Here is a 19,385-nt window from a genome sequence, read left to right as displayed (position 1 = left end):
CCACACGCCGCCCTGCCCCAAAAGCCCTGCCACACGCCGCTCTGCCGCACGCCGCTCTGCCGCTCCCGCCCGCTGCCGGTGGCCGCGCCACCCGCCGGCCCGCGCCTCTCACCGGCCGCCGTTCCCCGGCACACCCCCAGAAGGCACACCCCCGGACGGCGCCCTTCCGGACAGGGCCCTTCCGGACAAGGCCCCCTCCGGACGGCGCCACAGCGCTCCCGCTGGGCGGTGAGACCCGCCGGACGGCTCGAGCGCGCCCGGGCCGGCGGCGGACACCTCCGCGAGCGTTATACCTCTGAGGCATAAATATGACTCTGAGGTATAACGCTTGTGAGCGAGATGGGCTGGCACGAGGGTTGGGCCGCCGAAGACGCAGGCGCGCGTGGCAGCCGGACAGCGGCGGCGGCCGCGGTACCGACAGCAGGGACCACGTCCGGTGGGCGGCGTCCCCCCGCCCGGGGGTGTGCTGGGCCTAGCAGAGCAATGAGGTGCCGCGTCGGCTAGGCGGACGCCGCAGCGCCGGGCGTCGGACGGCGCAGCGCCGCGCGTCGGACAGCGCAGCGCGGGCACCGGCCGGGGCTTCGGGGCGGATCCGATCGCGGGTCAGACGGCGGCAAGGACTGCGGTCTCCAGGCGGGCTCGGGTGGCGTCGTCCGGCCAGCCGCCGACCAGGTAGAAGGCGTCGACCACGTCGGCGCCGAGGGTGGAGATGCGGGCCGCGCGGACCAGGGCACCCGCCTCGTCGAGCGCACAGGTGACGCGGTAGAGCAGCCCGGCGGCGTCGGCGGCGCGCAGTTCCAGCAGCACCGCGTCGGTGGCCGCCTCGCGGTGCCAAACCACCCGGGGGGCCGCGCCGCCGCCCCGGGCGGCGAGCGCACGGCCGCGCAGCCGCTGGGTGACCGACACGTCGCCGGATACCGCTCGCCGCAGGTCGGCGCGGAGCGGGACCGGGTCCGGCGGCAGGCCGTAGCGCGGCTGCACCCGGCACTCGACCAGGGCCCGGCCGTCGACCACGGAGGCGTCCGCGGAGATCACTTCCAACCGGTGCAGCGCCAGGCAGCCGGCCACCGTGGCGAGCAGGCCGCGCCGGTCCGCCGCCGCCACCGCTACTCGGTCCCCGGTCAGGTGGACGACCGGCAGAGGCCCGGCCAGCAGCGCCGGGTCGGGGGTCGGCGGCTCGGGCAGCACGCCGGTGTCCAGCGCGGTGCGGACCCGGGCGACCAGTTCGGCGACCAGCCGGCCCTTCCAGTCCGACCAGGCCGCCGGTCCGGTGGCCGCCGCGTCCGCCCGGACCAGCGCGTGCAGCAGGTCGAGTGTGCCGGTGTCGCCGACCGCCTCGGCCACCGATGCGATGGTCACCGGGTCGGCCAGGTCCCGGCGGGTGGCCACGTCGGGCAGCAGCAGGTGCAGCCGGACCAGCGTGCCGATCAGCTCGACCTCGCCGGTGGGCAGGCCGATCCGGGTCGCCACCGCCTCGGCCAGCGGCACACCGACCGTGCTGTGATCTCCGGGCAACCCCTTGCCGATGTCGTGCAGCAGGGCGCCGAGGAGCAGCAGGTCCGGACGGTCCACCTCGCGGGAGTGTCGGCTGGCCTCGTGCGCGGTCTGCACCAGGTGCCGGTCGAGGGTGTACCGGTGCACGGGGTTGTGCTGGGGCAGGCTGCGCAGCCGGGCCCACTCGGGAAGCCAGCCGTCGACCAGCCCGTACCGGTCACAGGTCTCCCAGGCCGGCACCAGGCCGGGACCGGCGCCGAGCAGGGTGGTCAGCGCGGCCCGGGCCCCGGCCGGCCAGGGCGCGGGCAGCGGCGGACAGTACGCCGCCAGCCACTCGCAGGTGGCGCGGGCTATCGGCAGCCGAGTGGCGGCCGCGGCGGCGGCCACCCGCAGTGACAGGCTCGGGTCGGGGCGTGCTCCGATCGCCGTGCGGGCGAGCACCAGTTCGCCGTCGTGCTCCACCACGTCCCGGGCCACCGGTCGGCGCACCGGGCGTCCGTTCCCGCCCCGGGAGCGGCCGGAGCGCAGCCGGTCGGCGGCGCGGAAGGCGTCGTCCAGGGCGTGGCTGACCGTGCGCGCGTCCCCGGCGACCCGGCGCAGGAGGGCATCGCCGTCCTCTACGACGGCTCCAGGGCGCCGCGCGGCGTCAGACGCGCCGAGCTGGAGTTGTCGGAGGCCGAGGAGCGTGGCCACCCCGTCACGCTCCTGGGCGACCAGCCGGTCGACCCGGCGGCCGACCTGCTGGTGCAGGGCGTCCCGGGTGTCCAGCAGGCGCAGGTGTGCGGCGCGCACGGCGGGACGTAGTGCGTCGGTGATCCCCGCGGCGGAGATCGCCCGCAGCAGCCCCACGTCGCGCAGCCCGCCGGCGGCCTCCTTGAGGTCGCCCTCCAACAGGAAGGCCAGCTCGCCGTGGGCCTGCCAGCGGGCGGCGGTGACCTCCCGCAGGCCGGGCAGCTGGCGGACGGCGGTCCGCCGCCAGTGGTCGGCGGCGGCACGGACCAGCGCGTCGGCCAGGGCGCGGTCGCCGGCCACCAGCCGGGCATCGAGCAACCCGAGGGCGACCTTGACGTCGTCCCGGGCCACCGAGAGCGCCTCGGCGACGGTCCGCACCGAGTGGTCCAGCCGCAGGCCGGCGTCCCAGATCGGGTACCAGACCGCGGCGGCCAGCTCGTCCGTGCCGGGTACACCGGCGTGCAGCAGCACCAGGTCGAGGTCACCGTACGGGGCGCACTGCCGCCGGCCCAGCCCACCGACAGCGAGCAGCGCCACGCCCGCACGCGCGGGCAGCAAACCCCGCAGGAAGTCGTCGTACGCTGCCGCCCGGGCCAGCCGGGCCGGCTCGCCGATCCCCCCGGGTAGGCCGACGACCTCGTTGATCAAGCGGCCCGCGTCGCCGTCGCCGGCGTGCCCTGACGCGTTCCCCTTGATCAACGAGGTCATGTCGGTCGTGGCCCGGTCAGAGCGCGTCGAGGCCGCGTTCGCCGGTACGAACCCGGACGACCTCCTCGACACCGGTGACCCAGACCTTGCCGTCGCCGATCTTGCCCGTGCGGGCTGCACCGACGATGGCGTCCACGATCTTTTCCACGTCGATCTCGTCGGTGAGCACCTCGACCCGGATCTTGGGCAGGAACTCGACCGTGTACTCGGCACCCCGGTAGACCTCGGTGTGCCCCTTCTGCCGCCCGTACCCCTGAACCTCGCTGACGGTCAGCCCGGCCACCCCGAGGGCGTGCAGAGCCTCCTTCACCGCGTCCAGCTGGTACGGCTTGATGACCGCGGTCACCAGCTTCATGTCCAACCCCTCCATCCCAGGAACGTTAACCGGCGACCTTCTCGCTGACCGGCTCGGCGGGATCCGCCTCCGGCTTGGCACCGCTCGTCACGCCGCCACCGGGGGTGCCGATGCCGGCCATCGCGAACGCGCTGCCCGTGCCGCCGCCCGCCGGGGACAGGTCGTAGCTGCTCTCGGCGTGCTCGGCGATGTCGATCCCCTCGACCTCAGCCTCGGCCCGCACCCGGAAGCCGATCGTCTTCTCGATGACGAAGGCGAGCACCCAGGCGATGCCGAACGACCAGACCGAGACGATCAGGCCGGCGAGCGCCTGCCGTCCGAGCTGGGTGACGCCGCCGCCGTAGAAAAGGCCGTCGGAGGCGCCCACCACGTCACTGATCGCGGCGTTGACCGAGTTGGTGGCGAAGAGGCCGAGCCAGAGCGAGCCGATCCAGCCGCCGACGAAGTGCACGCCGACCACGTCGAGGGAGTCGTCGTAGCCGAACCGGTACTTGAGACTGACGGCGAGCGCGCACACCACCCCGGCGACGATGCCGAGCAGAACGGCCGCCCAGGGGGCGATGAACCCGCAGGCCGGGGTGATGGCGACCAGGCCGGCGACGGCGCCGGACGAGGCGCCGACCATGGTCGGCTTCCGGTCCTTGATCCATTCGACCGCGATCCAACCGAGCACGGCGGCCGCCGTGGCGAGCTGGGTGTTGATGAAGGCGAGGCCGGCGACCGAGTCGACGGTCAGCTCCGAGCCGGCGTTGAACCCGAACCACCCGAACCACAGCAGGCCGGCACCGAGCGCGACCAGGGGAATGTTGTGCGGCTTCATGCCCTCGCGCGGCCAGCCGAGCCGCTTGCCGAGCACCAGAGCCACGGCCAGGGCCGCCGCGCCGGCGTTGATGTGCACCGCGGTGCCACCGGCGAAGTCCAGCGCGTGGATGTCGCCGCCGATGATCCCGCCGCCCCAGACCCAGTGGGCGACCGGGAAGTAGACCAGGGTGGCCCAGCCGAAGGCGAACAGCAGCCAGCCGGCGAACTTGGCCCGGTCGGCGATGGCACCGCTGATCAGCGCGACGGTGATCACCGCGAAGACCATCTGGAAGGCCATGAACACGTAGAGCGGAACCCCGATGCCGCTCGGGTTCTCCGCCGTGGCGCCCCACAGGTCGGTCTCGGCGAGGAAGGTCTTGGTGCCGAGGTACGCGCCCGGGTCGCCCCAGAAACCGTTCACGTCGGTCCCGAAGGCGACGCTGAAGCCGTAGAACCACCACAGAACAGAGATGAGCCCGATGGCGGAGAAGCTCATCATCATCATGTTGAGCACGCCCTTGGCCCGGTTGAGCCCGCCGTAGAACAGCGCCAGTCCCGGGGTCATGAGCAGCACGAGCGCGGTCGAAACCAGCAGCCAAACGGTATTGCCGCCGTCGATCGTGGGTGCTTCAGGCACGCTGGCCTCCTAAAGGTGAAGTTCCCTCCTTCGCGGCTTTCCGGGGCAGCGTCGCCCGTCGGCCGGTTGGGCGGAAGCTTCGCGGCCGGCTGTTTCACCCATGGTCCCGTGCCGGTTTCCGTTTCGTGACGGGTTGTTTCGTACGTGTCACGAACTTCGCACGGTCAGCGGAATGCGCTCAACGGAGGGCGTTCTCCAGGGCGTGCCGCTCGTAGTCGAGCAGCCGCAGATCGCGCATCGGCCGGCGCAGGTGCCCCTTGTGCACGATCCGGACGAACGCCGGCTCCCCGGCGGCGGCCATCCGACGGATTCCCTCGACGTGATCCACGATCCGCTTGCGGATGGTCCGGATCAGCCGGTGCCGGTCCCGGGGGATCAGCCCGTACGCGTCGGCGAAGAGCCGCAGCCGGCGCGGCCGGTCCGGGCGCTTCCAGCCGAGGGTGATCGAATCCCGGTCCGCGAAGATCGGCACCCAGGTCCAGGCCGCGTACGCCACGTCGTAGATCCGGGAGCCTGGCGACGCCAGATCGAAGTCGATCAGCCCGAGCGTGCCGTCCGGCCGCCAGATCACGTTGTGCGGCGCCGCGTCGTGGTGGCAGATCACCTCCGTGTCCGGTGGCGGCGGCCCGAACGAGCGCCAGACCGCCCCGGGCGGCGGGGTGAAGCCGTACTGCGCGTCGTGGAACATCCGCAGCATGGTGGCCACGGTGACCAGCGCCTCGTCGGTCACCCAGTGCGGGGCGAGCGGGTACTCCCCGCACTCCCCCTCCAGGTACGACAGCACCTCGCGGTTGCGCTCGTCCATGCCCAGGGCCCGGGGTGCGCCGGTGAACCCGACGTACTCCAGGTGCCTCAGCAGGGCGTGCACGGACGGGGTCCAGGGCCCGGCGTTGCGGCGGACCGTGTCACCGACCCGGACCACGGTGCTCACGTTGCCGCCGTGCAGCGGGATCTCCTGCGAAGTCACGTACGGTCTCCCGAGGCGCTGCGAGGGGTGGCCGGGGTCGCGCCAGCCCGCGTACGCGCGATCGTCAGTGGTCACCCGAGACTACGCGTCCCGTCCGGCGGCCTCGGTGCCCAACAGCGCGTCGACGAACTGCGCCGGGTCGAACGGGGCCAGATCGTCCTTGCCCTCACCGAGGCCGACGAGCTTCACCGGGATGCCCAGCTTGCGCTGCACGGCGATCACGATGCCGCCCTTCGCGGTGCCGTCGAGCTTGGTCAGGACCACGCCCGTCACGTTGACCACCTCGGTGAAGACCCGGGCCTGCTCCAGACCGTTCTGCCCTGTTGTGGCGTCCAGGATGAGCAGTGTCTCATCGATCGGGCCCTGTTTCTCCACCACCCGCTTGACCTTGCCCAGCTCGTCCATCAGGCCGACCTTGTTCTGCAGCCGGCCGGCGGTGTCGATGAGCACGGTGTCCACGCCGGTGTCGATGCCGCGCTTGACCGCGTCGAAGGCGACGCTGGCCGGGTCCGCGGCCTCCGGGCCGCGGACGGTCTCCGCCCCGACCCGTGACCCCCAGGTCTCCAGCTGGTCGGCGGCGGCGGCCCGGAAGGTGTCCGCCGCGCCGAGCAGGACGCTGCGGCCGTCGGCCACCAGCACCCGGGCGATCTTGCCGCAGGTGGTGGTCTTGCCGGCGCCGTTGACGCCGACGACCAGCAGCACCGCCGGGACGCCGTCCTTCGGGGCGGTGCGCAGCGACCGGTCCAGGCTCGGGTCGAGGGCGTTGACCAACTCGGCGGCGAGCAGTGCGCGCAGCTCGGAGGCCGAGCGGGTGCCCAGCACCCGGGTGCGCTCGCGCAGCCGGTCGACGATGTCGCGGGTGGCGTCGACGCCGACGTCGGCGGTGATCAGGCTGTCCTCGATCTCCTCCCAGACGTCCTCGTCGAGGTGGTCGCGGGCGAGCAGGCCGAGCAGCCCCTTGCCGAAGACGTTCTGCGAGCGGGACAGCCGCGAGCGGAGCCGGACCAGCCGCCCGGCGGTCGGCTCGGGCACCTCGACGGTCGGCGCGGGCACCTCGAGCACCGGTGGCGGCTCGACCAGGACACCGGTGGACAGATCGGACTCCGGCGCCTCGACCGGCGGGCCGGCGAGATCCTCCTCGGCCCGGGTGTCGACCTCGGTGCGCGGCAGTGGGGGCTCGGGCCGCCGCCGCAATCGCGGCACGACCAGCCCGACTGTGCCGGCGATCAGCACACCGAGCAGGACCAGAGCGAGGACGAGATATTCGGCCATGCCGGAATCCTGTCAGATGCCGGGCGCGGCGTCCCAGCCACCGCACCCCGGCCGGTGCGGGAACCGGCGGTAGGCTCGCCGCATGCCCGCCGCCCACCTCCTCATCGGCCCCCTTCTGCGGCGAGTGGTGGACACCCGGGCGACCATCTGGGTGGAGACGGCGGCGCCCGCCGTGGTCACCGTCCGCACCGCGGACGGCGCCACCGGCACCGAAGCCACCTTCTCGGCGTACGACCATCACTACGCGCTCGTGGTGGTGCAGGGGCTCACCCCGGACAGCGCGACCACGTACGAGGTGCTGGTCGACGACGAGGTGGTCTGGCCGGTGCCGAGCAGCGGCTTCCCGCCGAGTGTGATCCGCACCCGGGCGGCCGACGACCGGGACCAGCCGGTGAGCCTGCTCTTCGGCTCATGCCGGGAAACCACCCAGCACGCCACCACGCGCAAGCTCCCGCCGGACGCGCTGGACGCGTACGCCCGGCGGTTGATGGCCGACCCCGAGGCGAACGCGCTGCCGGACCTGCTGGTGCTGCTCGGCGACCAGGTCTACGCCGACGTCACGTCGCCGACGGTGCGCCGGTTGCTGCGTCGGCGCCGGCGGCGACCGAAGGGCGCCCCGGCCGACCAGGTGGTGAGCTTCGACGAGTACACCAAGCTCTACCTGGAGTCCTGGCGGGATCCGGAGATCCGCTGGCTGCTCTCCACCGTGCCGAGCGTGATGATCTTCGACGACCACGAGATCATCGACGACTGGAACACCTCGGCGTCCTGGCGGGCCGAGGTCCGCGAGCAGCCGTGGTGGTCCGAGCGGATCGGCAGCGGTCTCGCCTCCTACTGGGTCTACCAGCACCTGGGCAACCTCTCCCCGGACGACATCGCCGCCGACCCGGTGTTCGCGAAGGTCACCGCCGCGGAGGACGCCACCGGCGTGCTGCGCGAGTTCGGCCACCGGGTCGACCAGGAGTCCGACCTGGCGCACGACACCGAGCGTTGGCGTGCGGTGCAGTACCAGTGGAGTTACGCGCTGGACCTGGGCCGGACCCGGCTGGTGATGCTGGACAACCGGTGCAGTCGGGTGCTCGAGCGGGGCAACCGGGCGATGCTGCCGCCGGGTGAGTGGGCCTGGTTCCTCGACCAGGCGCACGGGGTTTACGACCACCTGGTGGTCGGCGCCTCGCTGCCCTGGCTGCTGCCGCAGGGCATCCACCATGTCGAGGCGTGGAACGAGAAGCTCGCCGACTCACGCCGGCCCTGGGTGGCGCGCGGGGCGGAGAAGCTGCGCCGGGCACTGGACCTGGAGCACTGGGCTGCCTTCCGCCGCTCCTTCGAGGCGCTCGCGGAAACCTTCGCCCGGATCGGCACCGGCACCCCGAGCCGGTCCGGCGCGCGGGTCGGCGCAGGCCCGGCGTACGCCCCGCCGGCGTCGATCAGCGTGCTGTCCGGGGACGTGCACCACTCGTACGTGGCCCAGGCCCGGTTCGCCGACCCGGCGGTGGTGACCCCGGTGCACCAGCTCACCTGTTCGCCGATCCACAACCAGGTGCCGGCCGGTATCCGTCCGCTGATGCGGCTCGCCTGGTCGGCCGGCCCGGCGGGGGCGACCCGGGCGTTGGCCCGCTCGGCGGGTGTCCGCCGCCCGGGGGTGCGCTGGCGCAAGCTGGCCGGCCCCTACTTCGGCAACGCGGTGTCCACCCTGACCCACCGGGGGCGCGCGGCTGAGGTGACCGTCGAGGGCACCACGAAGGATGGGCGGCTACGCCCGGTGATGCGCCACCGGCTCTCCGGCAACGGCTGAGCTGACCCCGCCGTAGTCTCTACGCCGTGGACGACGAGCACCTGCCGAAGCCGATCCGGGCGGTCGAGCACGAACTGACGGCCCTGCTGCGTCGTGGCCGGGCGGTCTCCTGGGAGATCGCCCGGGAGGTGCACCCGAACCTCGAACCGAACACCTACGGCCTGCTGCTCTGGCTGCGCCGCAGTGGCTCGATCCGGTTGACCGAGCTGGCGGGGCGGCTGGGGGTGGGCAAGGGGACGTTGAGCCGGCAGATCAACGGGCTGGAAGCGCTCGGCCTGGTCAACCGCGACCCCGATCCCAGCGATCGGCGGGCCGCGCAGATCAGCCTCACCGAGGAGGGTCAGCGGCGGTTCGACGTCGCCCGGTCCGCCCGGCTGGGCGAATTCCTGCGCGCCCTGGACGGCTGGCCGGCCCGGGACGTCGAGGAGTTCGCCCGGCTGCTCGGCCGGTTCAACGACTCCTGGGTCTGACCGGCGGCGGCGGGGAATGCCGGCGCGGTCCGACGAGTTGTTGCTTGAGGCAACCAACCCCTACGGTTGCTTCAAGCAACTTCTGAGCGGCAGCGGCCTCACCGGCCCCGCCGCTCCACCTCGACTCCACGCGGAGGCAGCAACGATGAGCCAGGCGACAGCGCCCACCCGGGCGACCGGCGTCGACATGACCCACCGACAGATCCTGGAGGCCCTCTCCGGTCTGCTGCTGGGCATGTTCGTCGCGATCCTCTCCTCCACGGTCGTCTCGAACGCGCTGCCGCGGATCATCACCGAGCTGCACGGCGGCCAGTCCGCGTACACCTGGGTGGTCACCTCGGCCCTGCTCGCGACCACCGCGACCACCCCCATCTGGGGCAAGCTCGCCGACCTGACCAGCAAGAAGCTCCTGGTCCAGCTCTCCCTGGGGATCTACGTGCTGGGCTCGGTGCTGGCCGGCGCCGCGCAGGGCACCAGTGAGCTGATCGCCTGCCGGGTGCTCCAGGGCATCGGCGCCGGCGGCCTCACCGCGCTGGCCCAGGTGATCATGGCGACCATGATCGCGCCGCGCGAGCGGGGACGCTACAGCGGCTACCTCGGCGCCGTGTTGGCCGTCGGCACCATCGGCGGCCCGCTGATCGGCGGCGTGATCGTCGACACCTCGTGGTTGGGCTGGCGCTGGTGCTTCTACGTTGGGGTGCCCTTCGCCATCGCCGCGCTGGTCGTGCTCCAGAAGACCCTGCACCTGCCGGTGGTGAAGCGGAAGGCGCAGATCGACTGGTGGGGCGCCACGCTGATCACCGCGGCCGTCTCGTTGCTGCTGATCTGGGTCTCGCTCGCCGGTAACCAGTTCGACTGGACCTCCTGGCAGTCCGCCGCCATGGTGATCGGCGCGCTGGTGCTCGGCGCGTTGGCGATCCGGGTGGAGACCCGGGCCGCCGAGCCGATGATCCCGCCGCGCCTGTTCCGCAACCGCACCATCACCCTGGCCGTCGTCGCGAGCATCGCGGTCGGCGTGGGCATGTTCGGCGCCTCGGTCTTCCTCGGCCAGTACTTCCAGATCAGCCGCGGCCAGAGCCCGACGATGTCCGGCCTCATGACCCTGCCGATGATCCTCGGCCTACTGGTCGCGTCGACGCTGAGCGGTCGGATCATCACCAAGACCGGCCGCTGGAAGCGGTTCCTGGTGATCGGTACGGCGCTGCTCACAGTCGGCTTCGCGCTGATGGGCACGCTCCGGGCCGACACGAGCTTCACCCTGCTCAGCATCTACATGGCGCTGGTCGGCATCGGCCTCGGCATGACCATGCAGAACCTGGTCCTCGCCGTGCAGAACACCGTCGGCACGCACGAGCTCGGCGCGGCCAGCTCGATGGTGGCGTTCTTCCGCAGCCTGGGCGGCGCGATCGGCGTCTCCGCGCTCGGCGCGGTGCTCGGCCACAAGGTCACCGGCTACACGTCCGAGGGCCTGGCCCGGCTCGGCATCTCCGCGTCCAGCTCGGGCGGCGGTGGCGTCCTTCCCGACGTGCACACCCTGCCCGGCCCGATCCGGGCGGTGGTGGAGAGCGCGTACGGCCACGGCGCTGGCGACATCTTCGTGGCCGCTGCCCCCTTCGCGCTGATCGCGCTGATCGCTGTGAGCTTCATCAAGGAGGTGCCGCTGCGGCAGCACACCGGCTCTCCGGTCGGCGCCGAAGTCGAGCAAGAATCAACCATCGGGGCCGGCGCTGATGCCGCCGTCGTCCGTACCGGCGAGCAGAGGTGAGGTAGACAGCCATGAGCGTGGGAGCGCCTGACCGCGAGGACTACGGGCCCCGGACCCGCCCGTTGCCCTTCGAGCGAGGCACGGACGGACCCCGGGTGATCATGGTGGGTGTGGACGGCACCCGCACCTCCGAGCGGGCCGGCTCCTACGCCGCCGGCCTGGCCCGCCGGCAGGGCGCCGCGCTGGTGGTGCTCTTCGTCAGCTCGGCGAGCGGACTGACCGCCCTGGTGCCGGGGATGGACGCGGGCGCGGTGCAGCGCACCCACGACGAGTTGGCCGACGAACTGCGCCGGGAGTGCCGGCGCGGCGCCGAGGAGCTCGGCCTGCCGGTGACCTTCCTGTGCCGGCGGGGCGACGCGTACGGCGAACTGTGCGCGGCGGCCGACGAGTTCCAGGCCGACATGGTGGTGGTCGGCGCTTCCGAGCAGGCGGGTCACCGGCTGGTCGGCTCGGTCGCCACCCGCCTGGTTCGCACCGGCCGCTGGCCCGTCGTCGTGGTGCCCTGATAACCCGTCGCGTTGTGTCAGGTCCGCCGGGCAGGATGCGCGGCATGACGTGGATCGCACCGGAGATCACCCGGACACCTGAACCGTACGTCGGCGACGAGCGCACCATGCTCGACGGCTGGCTCGACTACCACCGACAGACGCTGCTGCTCAAATGCGCCGGGCTGACCGAGGCCCAGCTGCGCACGCCGAGCGTGGAGCCGTCCGGGCTGACCCTGCTCGGCCTGGTCCGGCACCTGGCCGAGGTGGAGGCCTGGTGGTTCCGGGAGAACTTCGCCGGCGAGCCGGTCGACTACCCGTACTTCACCCCGGAGACGCCGGACGCCGACCACGACGTCAGCGCCGCCGACGCCGAGGCCGACTTCGCCACCTTCCATCGGGAGGTGGCGCTGGCCCGGGAGGCTGCCTTCGGCCACTCGCTCGACGAGACCTTCACGGAGGTCGGCGCGAAGAAGCGCACCTTCAACCTGCGCTGGGTCTATGTGCACATGATCGAGGAGTACGCCCGGCACAACGGTCACGCCGACCTGATTCGCGAGCGTATCGACGGCGTCACCGGCGAGTGAGGGCCGCTCAGTAGTTCAGCGCCGCCCGCAGGTAGCGCAGGTCGGCGTGGCCGCCCCAGCGGTGTGCCGACAGGCCGGCGGCCCTGGCGCCCCGGATTGCCCAGTCCTCGTCGTCGACGAAGAGCACCCGGGCCGGCGGGGTGGCCAGTGCCACGCAGGCGGCCTGGAAGTACTCCGGGGCCGGCTTGTGCACCCCGAGCGTCGAGGAGTTCACCACCACGTCCAGCTCGCCGGTCAGGCCGAGCGTGGCCAGGTCGGCGTCGAGCAGGTCGGTGGCGTTGGTGGCCAGGCCGACCTTGATCCCTGCTGCGCGCACCTCCCGGACGAAGTCGAGCACCTCGGTGTCCACCTCGCCCCGGTAGCGCTGCCACTGCTCCACCGCCGCCCGGGCCCGGTCCGGGTCGCCGGCCGGCTCGGCCAGCGCGTCCGCCACGCTTCCCACCCAGTCGGCGTGGCTGACCTGGCCGGTGAGCACAGGCTGGAGCCGGCCCCACCGCATGGCGATCTCGGTGAGCACCCCGTCGGCGAGGCCGTACTCCCGCTCCACCCCGGCGGCCACCGCCGGGTCGAACCGGCGCAGTACGCCGTCCAGATCCAGCAGGAGCGCCGTCGCGCGTTCCCGAGCCACTACCCGTTCTCCTCGCCGCGGCTGTGCCGCTGGTCGTCCTCGTCGGCCCGGTTGAGCCGTTGGCTGATCACCTGGGTGACACCGCTGCGCATGGTCACTCCGTAGAGCGCGTCGGCGATCTCCATCGTCCGCTTCTGGTGCGTGATGACGATCAGCTGACTCTTCTCCCGCAACTGTGCCAGCAGCGTGATCAGCCGGCCCAGGTTCACGTCGTCCAGGGCGGCTTCCACCTCGTCCATGATGTAGAACGGGCTGGGCCGGGCGCGGAAGATCGCCACCAGCATGGCCACCGCGGTCAGCGACCGCTCGCCACCGGAGAGCAGCGACAGCCGCTTGATCTTCTTGCCCGGCGGGCGGGCCTCCACCTCGACGCCGGTGGTGAGCAGGTCCTCGGGGTCGGTGAGAATCAGCCGACCCTCACCGCCGGGGAAGAGCACGGTGAACACCTGCTCGAACTCCCGCGCGGTGTCCTCGAACGCGCTGGCGAAGACCTCCAGGATCCGCTCGTCCACGTCCTTGACCACGGTGAGCAGGTCCCGCCGGGTGGCCTTGAGGTCCTCCAGCTGCTCGGAGAGGAACTTGAAACGCTCCTCCAGCGCGGCGAACTCCTCCAGCGCGAGCGGGTTGACCTTGCCGAGCAGGGCCAGTTCGCGTTCGGCCTTGGCGGCCCGCTTCTCCTGCACCGGCCGCTCGTAGCGGACCGGCTCGGGCACCGGGAGCCCGTCGCGTTCGGCCGCCGCGACGTCGACCTGGGTGGGCGGTACGGGTTGGGTGGGCCCGTACTCGGCGACCAGGGTCTCCACGTCCAACCCGAAGTCCTCGGCCGCCTTCGCCTCCAACTGCTCGATGCGCAGCCGCTGCTCGGCGCGGGCCACCTCGTCCCGGTGCACCTGGCTGGTCAGCCGCTCCAGTTCCGCGCCGAACCGCTTGGCGGCTCCGCGTACCTCCTGGAGCTCCGCCTCGCGGGCGGCGCGTTCCCGGGCCACCGCGTCGCGGTGCTCCTCCGCGGCCGCGATCGAGGTGGTGAGCCGGGTGAGCGCCTCCCGGGCGCCGGCGGCGACGGCCCGGGCGATGCCCGCGCCCCGGGTGCGGGCGGCCCGCCGGGCCGCGGCGCGTTCCCGGGCGGCCCGCTCCGCGGTGGCCTGCCGGGCCAGCGAGTCGGCCCGGCCGGCGATCGAGGAGACCCGCTCCTCGGCGGTACGCACCGCGAGCCGGACCTCCATCTCGTTCTGCCGGGCCTGCGGCACCATCGCGGCGAGCTGGTCCCGCTCCTCGGCGGAGGGCTCGGCGTCGACCGGGGTCTCCTCGGCCAGCCGAAGCCGCTCCTCCAGCTCGGCGAGCGCGGCGAGGTCCCGCTGCCGGGCGGCCTCGGCACGGGCCCGGGACTCGCCGAGGCGGTCGGTCTCCGCCTTCGCCGAGCGGGCCGCCGCACCCAGCTCGGCCAGTCTGCGGGCGGCGGCGTTCCGGTGGCTCTCCGCTTCGCGCTTCTCGGCGGCGGCGTGCTGCACGGCCTCCTTGGCGACGGCCACCTCGGCACGTGCCTCGCCAAGCTGGTCGCGCAGCTCCGCGCCGGTCTGCTCGGCGGCGAGCCGGTTGCTGCGAGCCTCCTCGACGGCCGCCTGCACCTCGATGTAGCTGGGCGCCTTGGCCGACCCGCCGGCCGCCGCGTACGCCCCGACGACGTCCCCGTCCGGGGTGACCGCGCGCAGCTCGGGATTGCCGGCGACCAGGTCGGCCGCGGCGGCCAGATCATCGACGAGCACCACGTCGCGCAGTGCCCGGTGCACCGCGGGGCGCAGCTCGGCGGCGCATTCCACCAGGTCGGGAGCCCATCGAGCGCCGTCGGGCACCTTTGGACGCAGCGCGTCGGCGGAACCGGTCATGCCCGGCCCCGCCGGGCTGCCCACCAGCAGGCCGGCCCGGCCGGCGTCGGAGATCTTGAGCAGCCGCATCGCCTCGACGGCCTCGTCCACCCCGCTGACCGCGACCGCGTCGGCGAGGCCGCCGAGCGCGGCGGCCAACGCGGCCTCGTGTCCCGGGGCGACGGTGAGCAGCCCGGCGAGGCTGCCGAGCAGGCCGGGGACGTCGCCGGCCCGGGCGAGCAGCGCGCCCGCCCCGTCCTTGCGTCGCAGGCCAAGGGAGAGCGCCTCCTCCCGGGCCTTCCAGGTGGCCGCGTCCTTCTCCGCCGCCCGCTCGGCGTCGGCCAGCGACCGGACGGTGGCCTGCGCCCGCTCCTGCCCGGCGACCGCCTCGGCGTGCCGGGCGTCCAGGTCGGCGTTGTCCCGGTCCGCCTCGGTGGACTGCGCGGAGACCGCGTCCAGGTCGGCCTGCGCCGCCTCGGCACGGCTCATCGCGTCGGCGTGCGCGACGGCGAGCCGTTCGATCTCCTCGCCGGCGCTGGTGGTCCGGGCCTGGGCCGAGTTGACCTGGCCGGTGAGCCGGGCCATCCCTTCGCGCCGGTCGGCGATGGCCTTGGCGGCGACGACCAGCTCCCGTTCGGCGGCGGCGAGCTGACGCTCCAGCTCCTGGCGGTGCTCCACGGCCTCGGCCAGCCGGATCTGGTCGTCGGTGAGCGCCGCGCGCAGCTCCTCCTCCTGCTCGCGGACCCGCTCGGCCTCGGCCTCCAGCTGGTCCGGGTCGCGGCCGGGCCGCTCGTCGTCGCCGGTGGCGCTCAGGTGCCGCAGCCGTTCGCGGGCGAGCTGTTCGATCGACCGGAAGCGTTCTTGGAGGGCGGACAGCTTGTACCAGGTGTCCTGGGCGGCGGCGAGCAGCGGCGCGTCCTCGGCCAGCGCGGCCTCCAGCTCACCGAGCCGGCCCTGCACCTCGGCGTGCTCGGCCTCGACCTGCTCGCGCCGCTCCCGCAGCGCGGTCTCGTCGGCGATCTCCCGGTCGAGGGTGGTCCGCAGGGTGGCCAGGTCGTCGGCGAGCAGCCGCAGCCGGGCGTCGCGCAGGTTCGCCTGGATGGCGGCGGCCCGCCGGGCCACCTCCGCCTGCCGGCCCAGCGGCTTGAGCTGGCGGCGCAGCTCGGCCGTGAGGTCGGTGAGCCGGTTGAGATTCACCTGCATCGCGTCGAGCTTGCGCAGCGCCTTTTCCTTGCGCTTGCGGTGCTTGAGGACGCCGGCCGCCTCCTCGATGAACGCCCGGCGGTCCTCCGGCTTGGCGTGCAGCATGCCGTCGAGCCGGCCCTGGCCGACGATGATGTGCATCTCCCGGCCGATGCCGGAGTCGGAGAGCAGCTCCTGGATGTCCAGCAACCGGCACGAGTTGCCGTTGATCTCGTACTCGCTCTCGCCGGAGCGGAACATCCGGCGGGTGATGGAGACCTCGGTGTACTCGATCGGCAGCGCGCCGTCGGTGTTGTCGATGGTGAGGGTGACCTCGGCGCGACCCAGCGGCGCCCGGCCGGCGGTGCCGGCGAAGATGACGTCCTCCATCTTGCCGCCGCGTAGCGCCTTGGCGCCCTGCTCGCCGAGCACCCAGGCGATGGCGTCGACGACGTTGGACTTGCCGGAGCCGTTCGGGCCCACCACGCAGGTGATCCCGGGCTCCAGCTTCAACGTCGTGGCGGAGGCGAAGGACTTGAAGCCCTTCACCGTCAGGCTCTTGAGATACACCTTCTCGATCCTTGTCCGGTGGCCGCCGTACCGTCGCCGGCTGCGCGGACCTGGTGAACCCGCAGACTAACCCGGTGGCGGGAGCGGTCGGGCACGCGACCCGCCCCGAAGCGCGCCGGTCGGAAGCGCGGGACGCGAGTGCGAGCCGCCGGCGCTGTTGTTCGAGAGGCGGCGAGAAAGACAAACACCGTTCATGATCGGTACGCCGTCCGACGCGTTTCCGGAAACAACTGGCGCGGTTCCAGCGCCGCCCGAGACAAGATCATAAATAGCCGACCGGGAAAGGGGCCGGACAGCGTTGCGCGCCGGCACAGAGGTGTCGGCGCGCATTTTTGCGATGGTGCGATTCAGTTTTCCGACCCCGGAGATCAGGTCAGCGCCGGCTCGGCCAGACGAAGCAGGTCGTCCGCCTCCGCCGCAGCCGCCGCGAGCCGATCGTTGTCGGCGCGCAGACGCGTGATCTCGAACTCCAGTGCCTGAACCCTGGCACGCAGTCGGGTGACCTCGTCGAGCAGACGCCGGTCGGGCGCTGCACCTACGTGGCCGTAGAGGGCCTTCGCCATGCTGACTCCTTGATATGCGCTGCCGGAAAGGCCGGCCAACGCGCGCCCATTCATACGCGACTGTCATTCCAGCTGTATCTGGGCATGACCGGGCGCGACTGGCGACACCTATATATTGAGCCGCAAACCCCCCTTCGTCAAGTTCTCGCAGGCCGTAGATCATCTCTACGTCGACCTGTCCACTTGTCGGGGGGGCTGCCTCAAGGCACGGACACTCTCTGTCCGGACACCTTTACTGTACGCCCGAATTCCGGGAAGTCCGCACCTTGGCGTCCGACTTCCCCTTAACTCTTCCTTAGCCACGTTGCCGCAGGTAGTGGGCGGGTCGTAGCGTCACTCCGGCCCGCAACCGACCCCGTGGAGGCAGTGCGTGTACGGCTGGACCGACCCGATGGACCCGAACGGCGCCCCCCGGCGCGCCGAGCGGCCGACCGACGAGCCGGACTGGCTGAGGGACCGCCCGGAACCCCGCTCGGCCTACCTGTTCGGTGACGACGACCCTGACCAGCCCGGCGACGAGTGGCACCGCCCGCAGCCCACCGCCCGTTGGCAGCAGGAACCGGCGGCCCCCGCCGAGCCCGCCGACGGCCCGACCGCCGCCTGGCCCGCGTACGAGCCCGCCTACCGGCAGGACGACGAGGCGACCGGCGACTGGCGCGGCAACACCCCCGCCGAGGAGACCACCGGCGGCTGGCCGACCGACACGACCGGTGCGGGCCGTTCCAGCGAGGGCCGGCACCGCTCCCAGCGGCGCTGGCGCCGCCCCCTGGTGATCGGCGGCGCCGCCGCGGCGGCCACCCTCGTGGTGAGCCTCGGCGTCGGCGCGCTCGCCCTGCCCGGCGGAGGCGGCACGGCCAGCGAGCCGACCGCCGTCGACGACACCCTCGCCGCCGCCCCGGCGGTGCCGACCGAGGAGCCGGTGGGCGACAACCTGGTCGCGCCCTCCCCGACCACCGCGCCCAGTTCCGCCCGGCCGAGCCCGACACCTAGCAAGGTCGTCAAGCCCAGCCCGGCGTCGTCGCGCGCCACCGCCGCCTCGCGGCGCAGCACCCCGCGCACCAGCGCGCCGAGCAGCACCACCGGCACGGGCTCCGGCGGCAGCGGCACCGTCAGCGCCCAGGCCCGCGAGGTGGTCGACCTGGTCAACGCCGAACGGGCCAAGGCCGGCTGCAAGGCGCTGAGCATCGACGACAAGCTGATGACCGCCGCCCAGCGGCACAGCCAGGACCAGGCCGATCACAAGAACATGTCGCACACCGGCAGCGACGGCAGCAACGCCGGAGTCCGGCTCGACCGGGTGGGCTACGCCTGGCGCACCTACGGCGAGAACGTGGCGTGGAACCAGAAGACCCCGGCCGCCGTGATGGACGCCTGGATGAACAGCTCCGGCCACCGGGCGAACATCCTGAACTGCGCGTTCACCGAAATCGGCGTCGGCATCGCCAACAGCAACGGACCGTACTGGACGCAGGTCTTCGCGGCGCCGCGCTGACCGCGCGTCGTCCCCGCCCCCGCGCTCGTTTGACCCGGTGAGGTACGCCGGGCCGGAGCGTGGGGGCGGCGTACCGGTGAGGGCGGCGACGGGCCGCCCGGGACCCGGGAGCTGCCGATGCGGATCCGGCCGCGGCGACGCGCCGTCTTATGCCCGCTGCGCCGAATCGCGGCGGCCTGCGTCGCCCTCGTCCTGCTGGTCCCGGCGTACGGCTGCCGGGCCGAGTTCACCCCGCCCGGGGCGCCCACCCCCTGGCCGACCGACCAGGCCCGGCACTGGCAGTGGCAGTGGCAGCTCCACGGCCCGCTCGACCCGGCGGTGGACGCCGACGTCTTCCTGCTCGACCCGGTGGCCACCACCGCCGCCCAGACCGCCGAGCTGCGCTCCCGGAACCGCCGGCTGATCTGCCAGGTGCACATCGGCTCGGTCCGCTCGGACGACCCGGACGCCAGCCGGCTCCCGGCCGCCGTACAGGGCTCCACCGGCCGCCAACCCGGCAGCCGGTGGCTGGACGTCCGGCGGTGGGACGCGCTTGAGCCGGTGCTGGCCGACCGGTTCCGGCTCTGCCGGGGCAAGGGCTTCGGCGCGGTGGCGCTGGCCGACGCCGACGGGTACGCCCAGCGCAGCGGCTTCCCGCTCGACTTCGACGACCAACTGCTGTTCAACCGCCGGCTGGCCCGGCTGGCCCGGTCGCTGGACCTCTCCCCCGGGCTGGTCAACGACGTGCCACAGCTCGCCGCGCTGGCCCCGGACTTCGACTTCGCGGTCAACGAGGAATGCGTCCGGCTCGACCAGTGCGCCAAGCTGCTGCCCTTCGCCGACGCCGACAAACCGGTCTTCCATGTCGAGTACACCGGCTCGACCGACGACTTCTGCGTCACCACCGTCGGCTACGGCTTCGCGTCCATCCGCAAGGACCGGACCCTGAACGCCTGGCGAGAAGCCTGCCCCCTGCCCTGACGCAGCCCCGTCCGCGTCGATCCAGGGAGAATCGTCTGGATCGACGCGGACGGGGTGGGG

15 protein-coding genes are annotated in these 19,385 nt (G+C 72.9%); 7 read left to right on the top strand and 8 right to left on the bottom strand.

Annotation, left to right across the window (positions count from 1 at the left end; all coding sequences use genetic code 11):
* Positions 1–603 precede the first annotated feature (603 nt).
* The 5 genes from ACFYPS_RS23625 to ftsY all read right to left on the bottom strand — a co-directional run bounded on the left by ACFYPS_RS23625 (position 604) and on the right by ftsY (position 6,966).
* Positions 604–2,934 carry a [protein-PII] uridylyltransferase gene (locus ACFYPS_RS23625; RefSeq protein ID WP_387327017.1) on the bottom strand — a complete coding sequence of 777 codons (2,331 nt, stop codon included), beginning with the start codon at positions 2,932–2,934 and terminating at the stop codon, positions 604–606.
* A 16-nt stretch (positions 2,935–2,950) separates the two neighbouring features.
* Positions 2,951–3,289 (bottom strand): P-II family nitrogen regulator, encoded by a 339-nt coding sequence (locus ACFYPS_RS23620; RefSeq protein WP_007456507.1) that lies wholly within the window; start codon positions 3,287–3,289, stop codon positions 2,951–2,953.
* A gap of 25 nt (positions 3,290–3,314) precedes the next feature.
* On the bottom strand, positions 3,315–4,727 hold the full coding sequence (locus ACFYPS_RS23615; protein WP_354966931.1) for an ammonium transporter: 1,413 nt from the start codon (positions 4,725–4,727) through the stop codon (positions 3,315–3,317).
* A 178-nt stretch (positions 4,728–4,905) separates the two neighbouring features.
* Positions 4,906–5,769 (bottom strand): aminoglycoside phosphotransferase family protein, encoded by an 864-nt coding sequence (locus tag ACFYPS_RS23610; protein WP_172898993.1) that lies wholly within the window; start codon positions 5,767–5,769, stop codon positions 4,906–4,908.
* A 6-nt stretch (positions 5,770–5,775) separates the two neighbouring features.
* The gene (gene ftsY / locus ACFYPS_RS23605) at positions 5,776–6,966 is read right to left on the bottom strand and encodes a signal recognition particle-docking protein FtsY (RefSeq protein ID WP_387327014.1); all 1,191 of its coding nucleotides are present in this window, start codon (positions 6,964–6,966) and stop codon (positions 5,776–5,778) included.
* A gap of 82 nt (positions 6,967–7,048) precedes the next feature.
* Between ftsY and ACFYPS_RS23600 the strand changes: the two genes are divergently transcribed.
* The 5 genes from ACFYPS_RS23600 (at position 7,049) to ACFYPS_RS23580 (ending at position 12,068) form a co-directional block, all read left to right on the top strand.
* Positions 7,049–8,761, top strand: coding sequence for an alkaline phosphatase D family protein (locus tag ACFYPS_RS23600; RefSeq protein ID WP_387327012.1), 1,713 nt, complete (start codon positions 7,049–7,051; stop codon positions 8,759–8,761).
* A gap of 26 nt (positions 8,762–8,787) precedes the next feature.
* The gene (locus ACFYPS_RS23595) at positions 8,788–9,231 is read left to right on the top strand and encodes a MarR family transcriptional regulator (RefSeq protein WP_354966934.1); all 444 of its coding nucleotides are present in this window, start codon (positions 8,788–8,790) and stop codon (positions 9,229–9,231) included.
* 145 nt (positions 9,232–9,376) lie between these two features.
* Entirely contained in the window at positions 9,377–10,996 is a 1,620-nt protein-coding gene (locus ACFYPS_RS23590; protein ID WP_387327010.1) for an MDR family MFS transporter, read from the top strand.
* A gap of 11 nt (positions 10,997–11,007) precedes the next feature.
* Positions 11,008–11,502, top strand: coding sequence for a universal stress protein (locus tag ACFYPS_RS23585; protein WP_354966936.1), 495 nt, complete (start codon positions 11,008–11,010; stop codon positions 11,500–11,502).
* A gap of 44 nt (positions 11,503–11,546) precedes the next feature.
* Positions 11,547–12,068 (top strand): DinB family protein, encoded by a 522-nt coding sequence (locus ACFYPS_RS23580; RefSeq protein WP_354966937.1) that lies wholly within the window; start codon positions 11,547–11,549, stop codon positions 12,066–12,068.
* Between the two features lie 7 nt (positions 12,069–12,075).
* Here the strand turns inward: ACFYPS_RS23580 and ACFYPS_RS23575 are convergent, their stop codons facing one another.
* The 3 genes from ACFYPS_RS23575 to ACFYPS_RS23565 all read right to left on the bottom strand — a co-directional run bounded on the left by ACFYPS_RS23575 (position 12,076) and on the right by ACFYPS_RS23565 (position 16,873).
* Positions 12,076–12,696 carry an HAD-IA family hydrolase gene (locus ACFYPS_RS23575; protein WP_354966938.1) on the bottom strand — a complete coding sequence of 207 codons (621 nt, stop codon included), beginning with the start codon at positions 12,694–12,696 and terminating at the stop codon, positions 12,076–12,078.
* Positions 12,696–16,310 (bottom strand): chromosome segregation protein SMC, encoded by a 3,615-nt coding sequence (gene smc / locus ACFYPS_RS23570; protein ID WP_387327007.1) that lies wholly within the window; start codon positions 16,308–16,310, stop codon positions 12,696–12,698. The genes ACFYPS_RS23575 and smc overlap by 1 nt, the downstream gene beginning before the upstream one ends.
* 368 nt (positions 16,311–16,678) lie before the next feature.
* Complete coding sequence (locus ACFYPS_RS23565) at positions 16,679–16,873, bottom strand: hypothetical protein (RefSeq protein ID WP_007456482.1); 195 nt, start codon at positions 16,871–16,873, stop codon at positions 16,679–16,681.
* Positions 16,874–17,264: 391 nt separating this feature from the next.
* Between ACFYPS_RS23565 and ACFYPS_RS23560 the strand changes: the two genes are divergently transcribed.
* Together ACFYPS_RS23560 and ACFYPS_RS23555 are read left to right on the top strand one after the other, a co-directional pair.
* Positions 17,265–18,365: a CAP domain-containing protein gene (locus tag ACFYPS_RS23560; protein WP_354967062.1), complete on the top strand. Its 1,101-nt coding sequence runs from the start codon at positions 17,265–17,267 to the stop codon at positions 18,363–18,365.
* Between the two features lie 117 nt (positions 18,366–18,482).
* Positions 18,483–19,325, top strand: a complete 843-nt coding sequence (locus ACFYPS_RS23555) for an endo alpha-1,4 polygalactosaminidase (RefSeq protein WP_354966940.1) — start codon at positions 18,483–18,485, stop codon at positions 19,323–19,325.
* The last annotated feature ends 60 nt before the right edge of the window (positions 19,326–19,385 follow it).

This window comes from Micromonospora sp. NPDC005087 (genome assembly GCF_042872965.1).
Lineage (GTDB): Bacteria > Actinomycetota > Actinomycetes > Mycobacteriales > Micromonosporaceae > Micromonospora.
The sequence above is the reverse complement of the archived record's forward strand: the minus strand, read 5'-3'. Positions and strand labels throughout refer to the sequence as shown.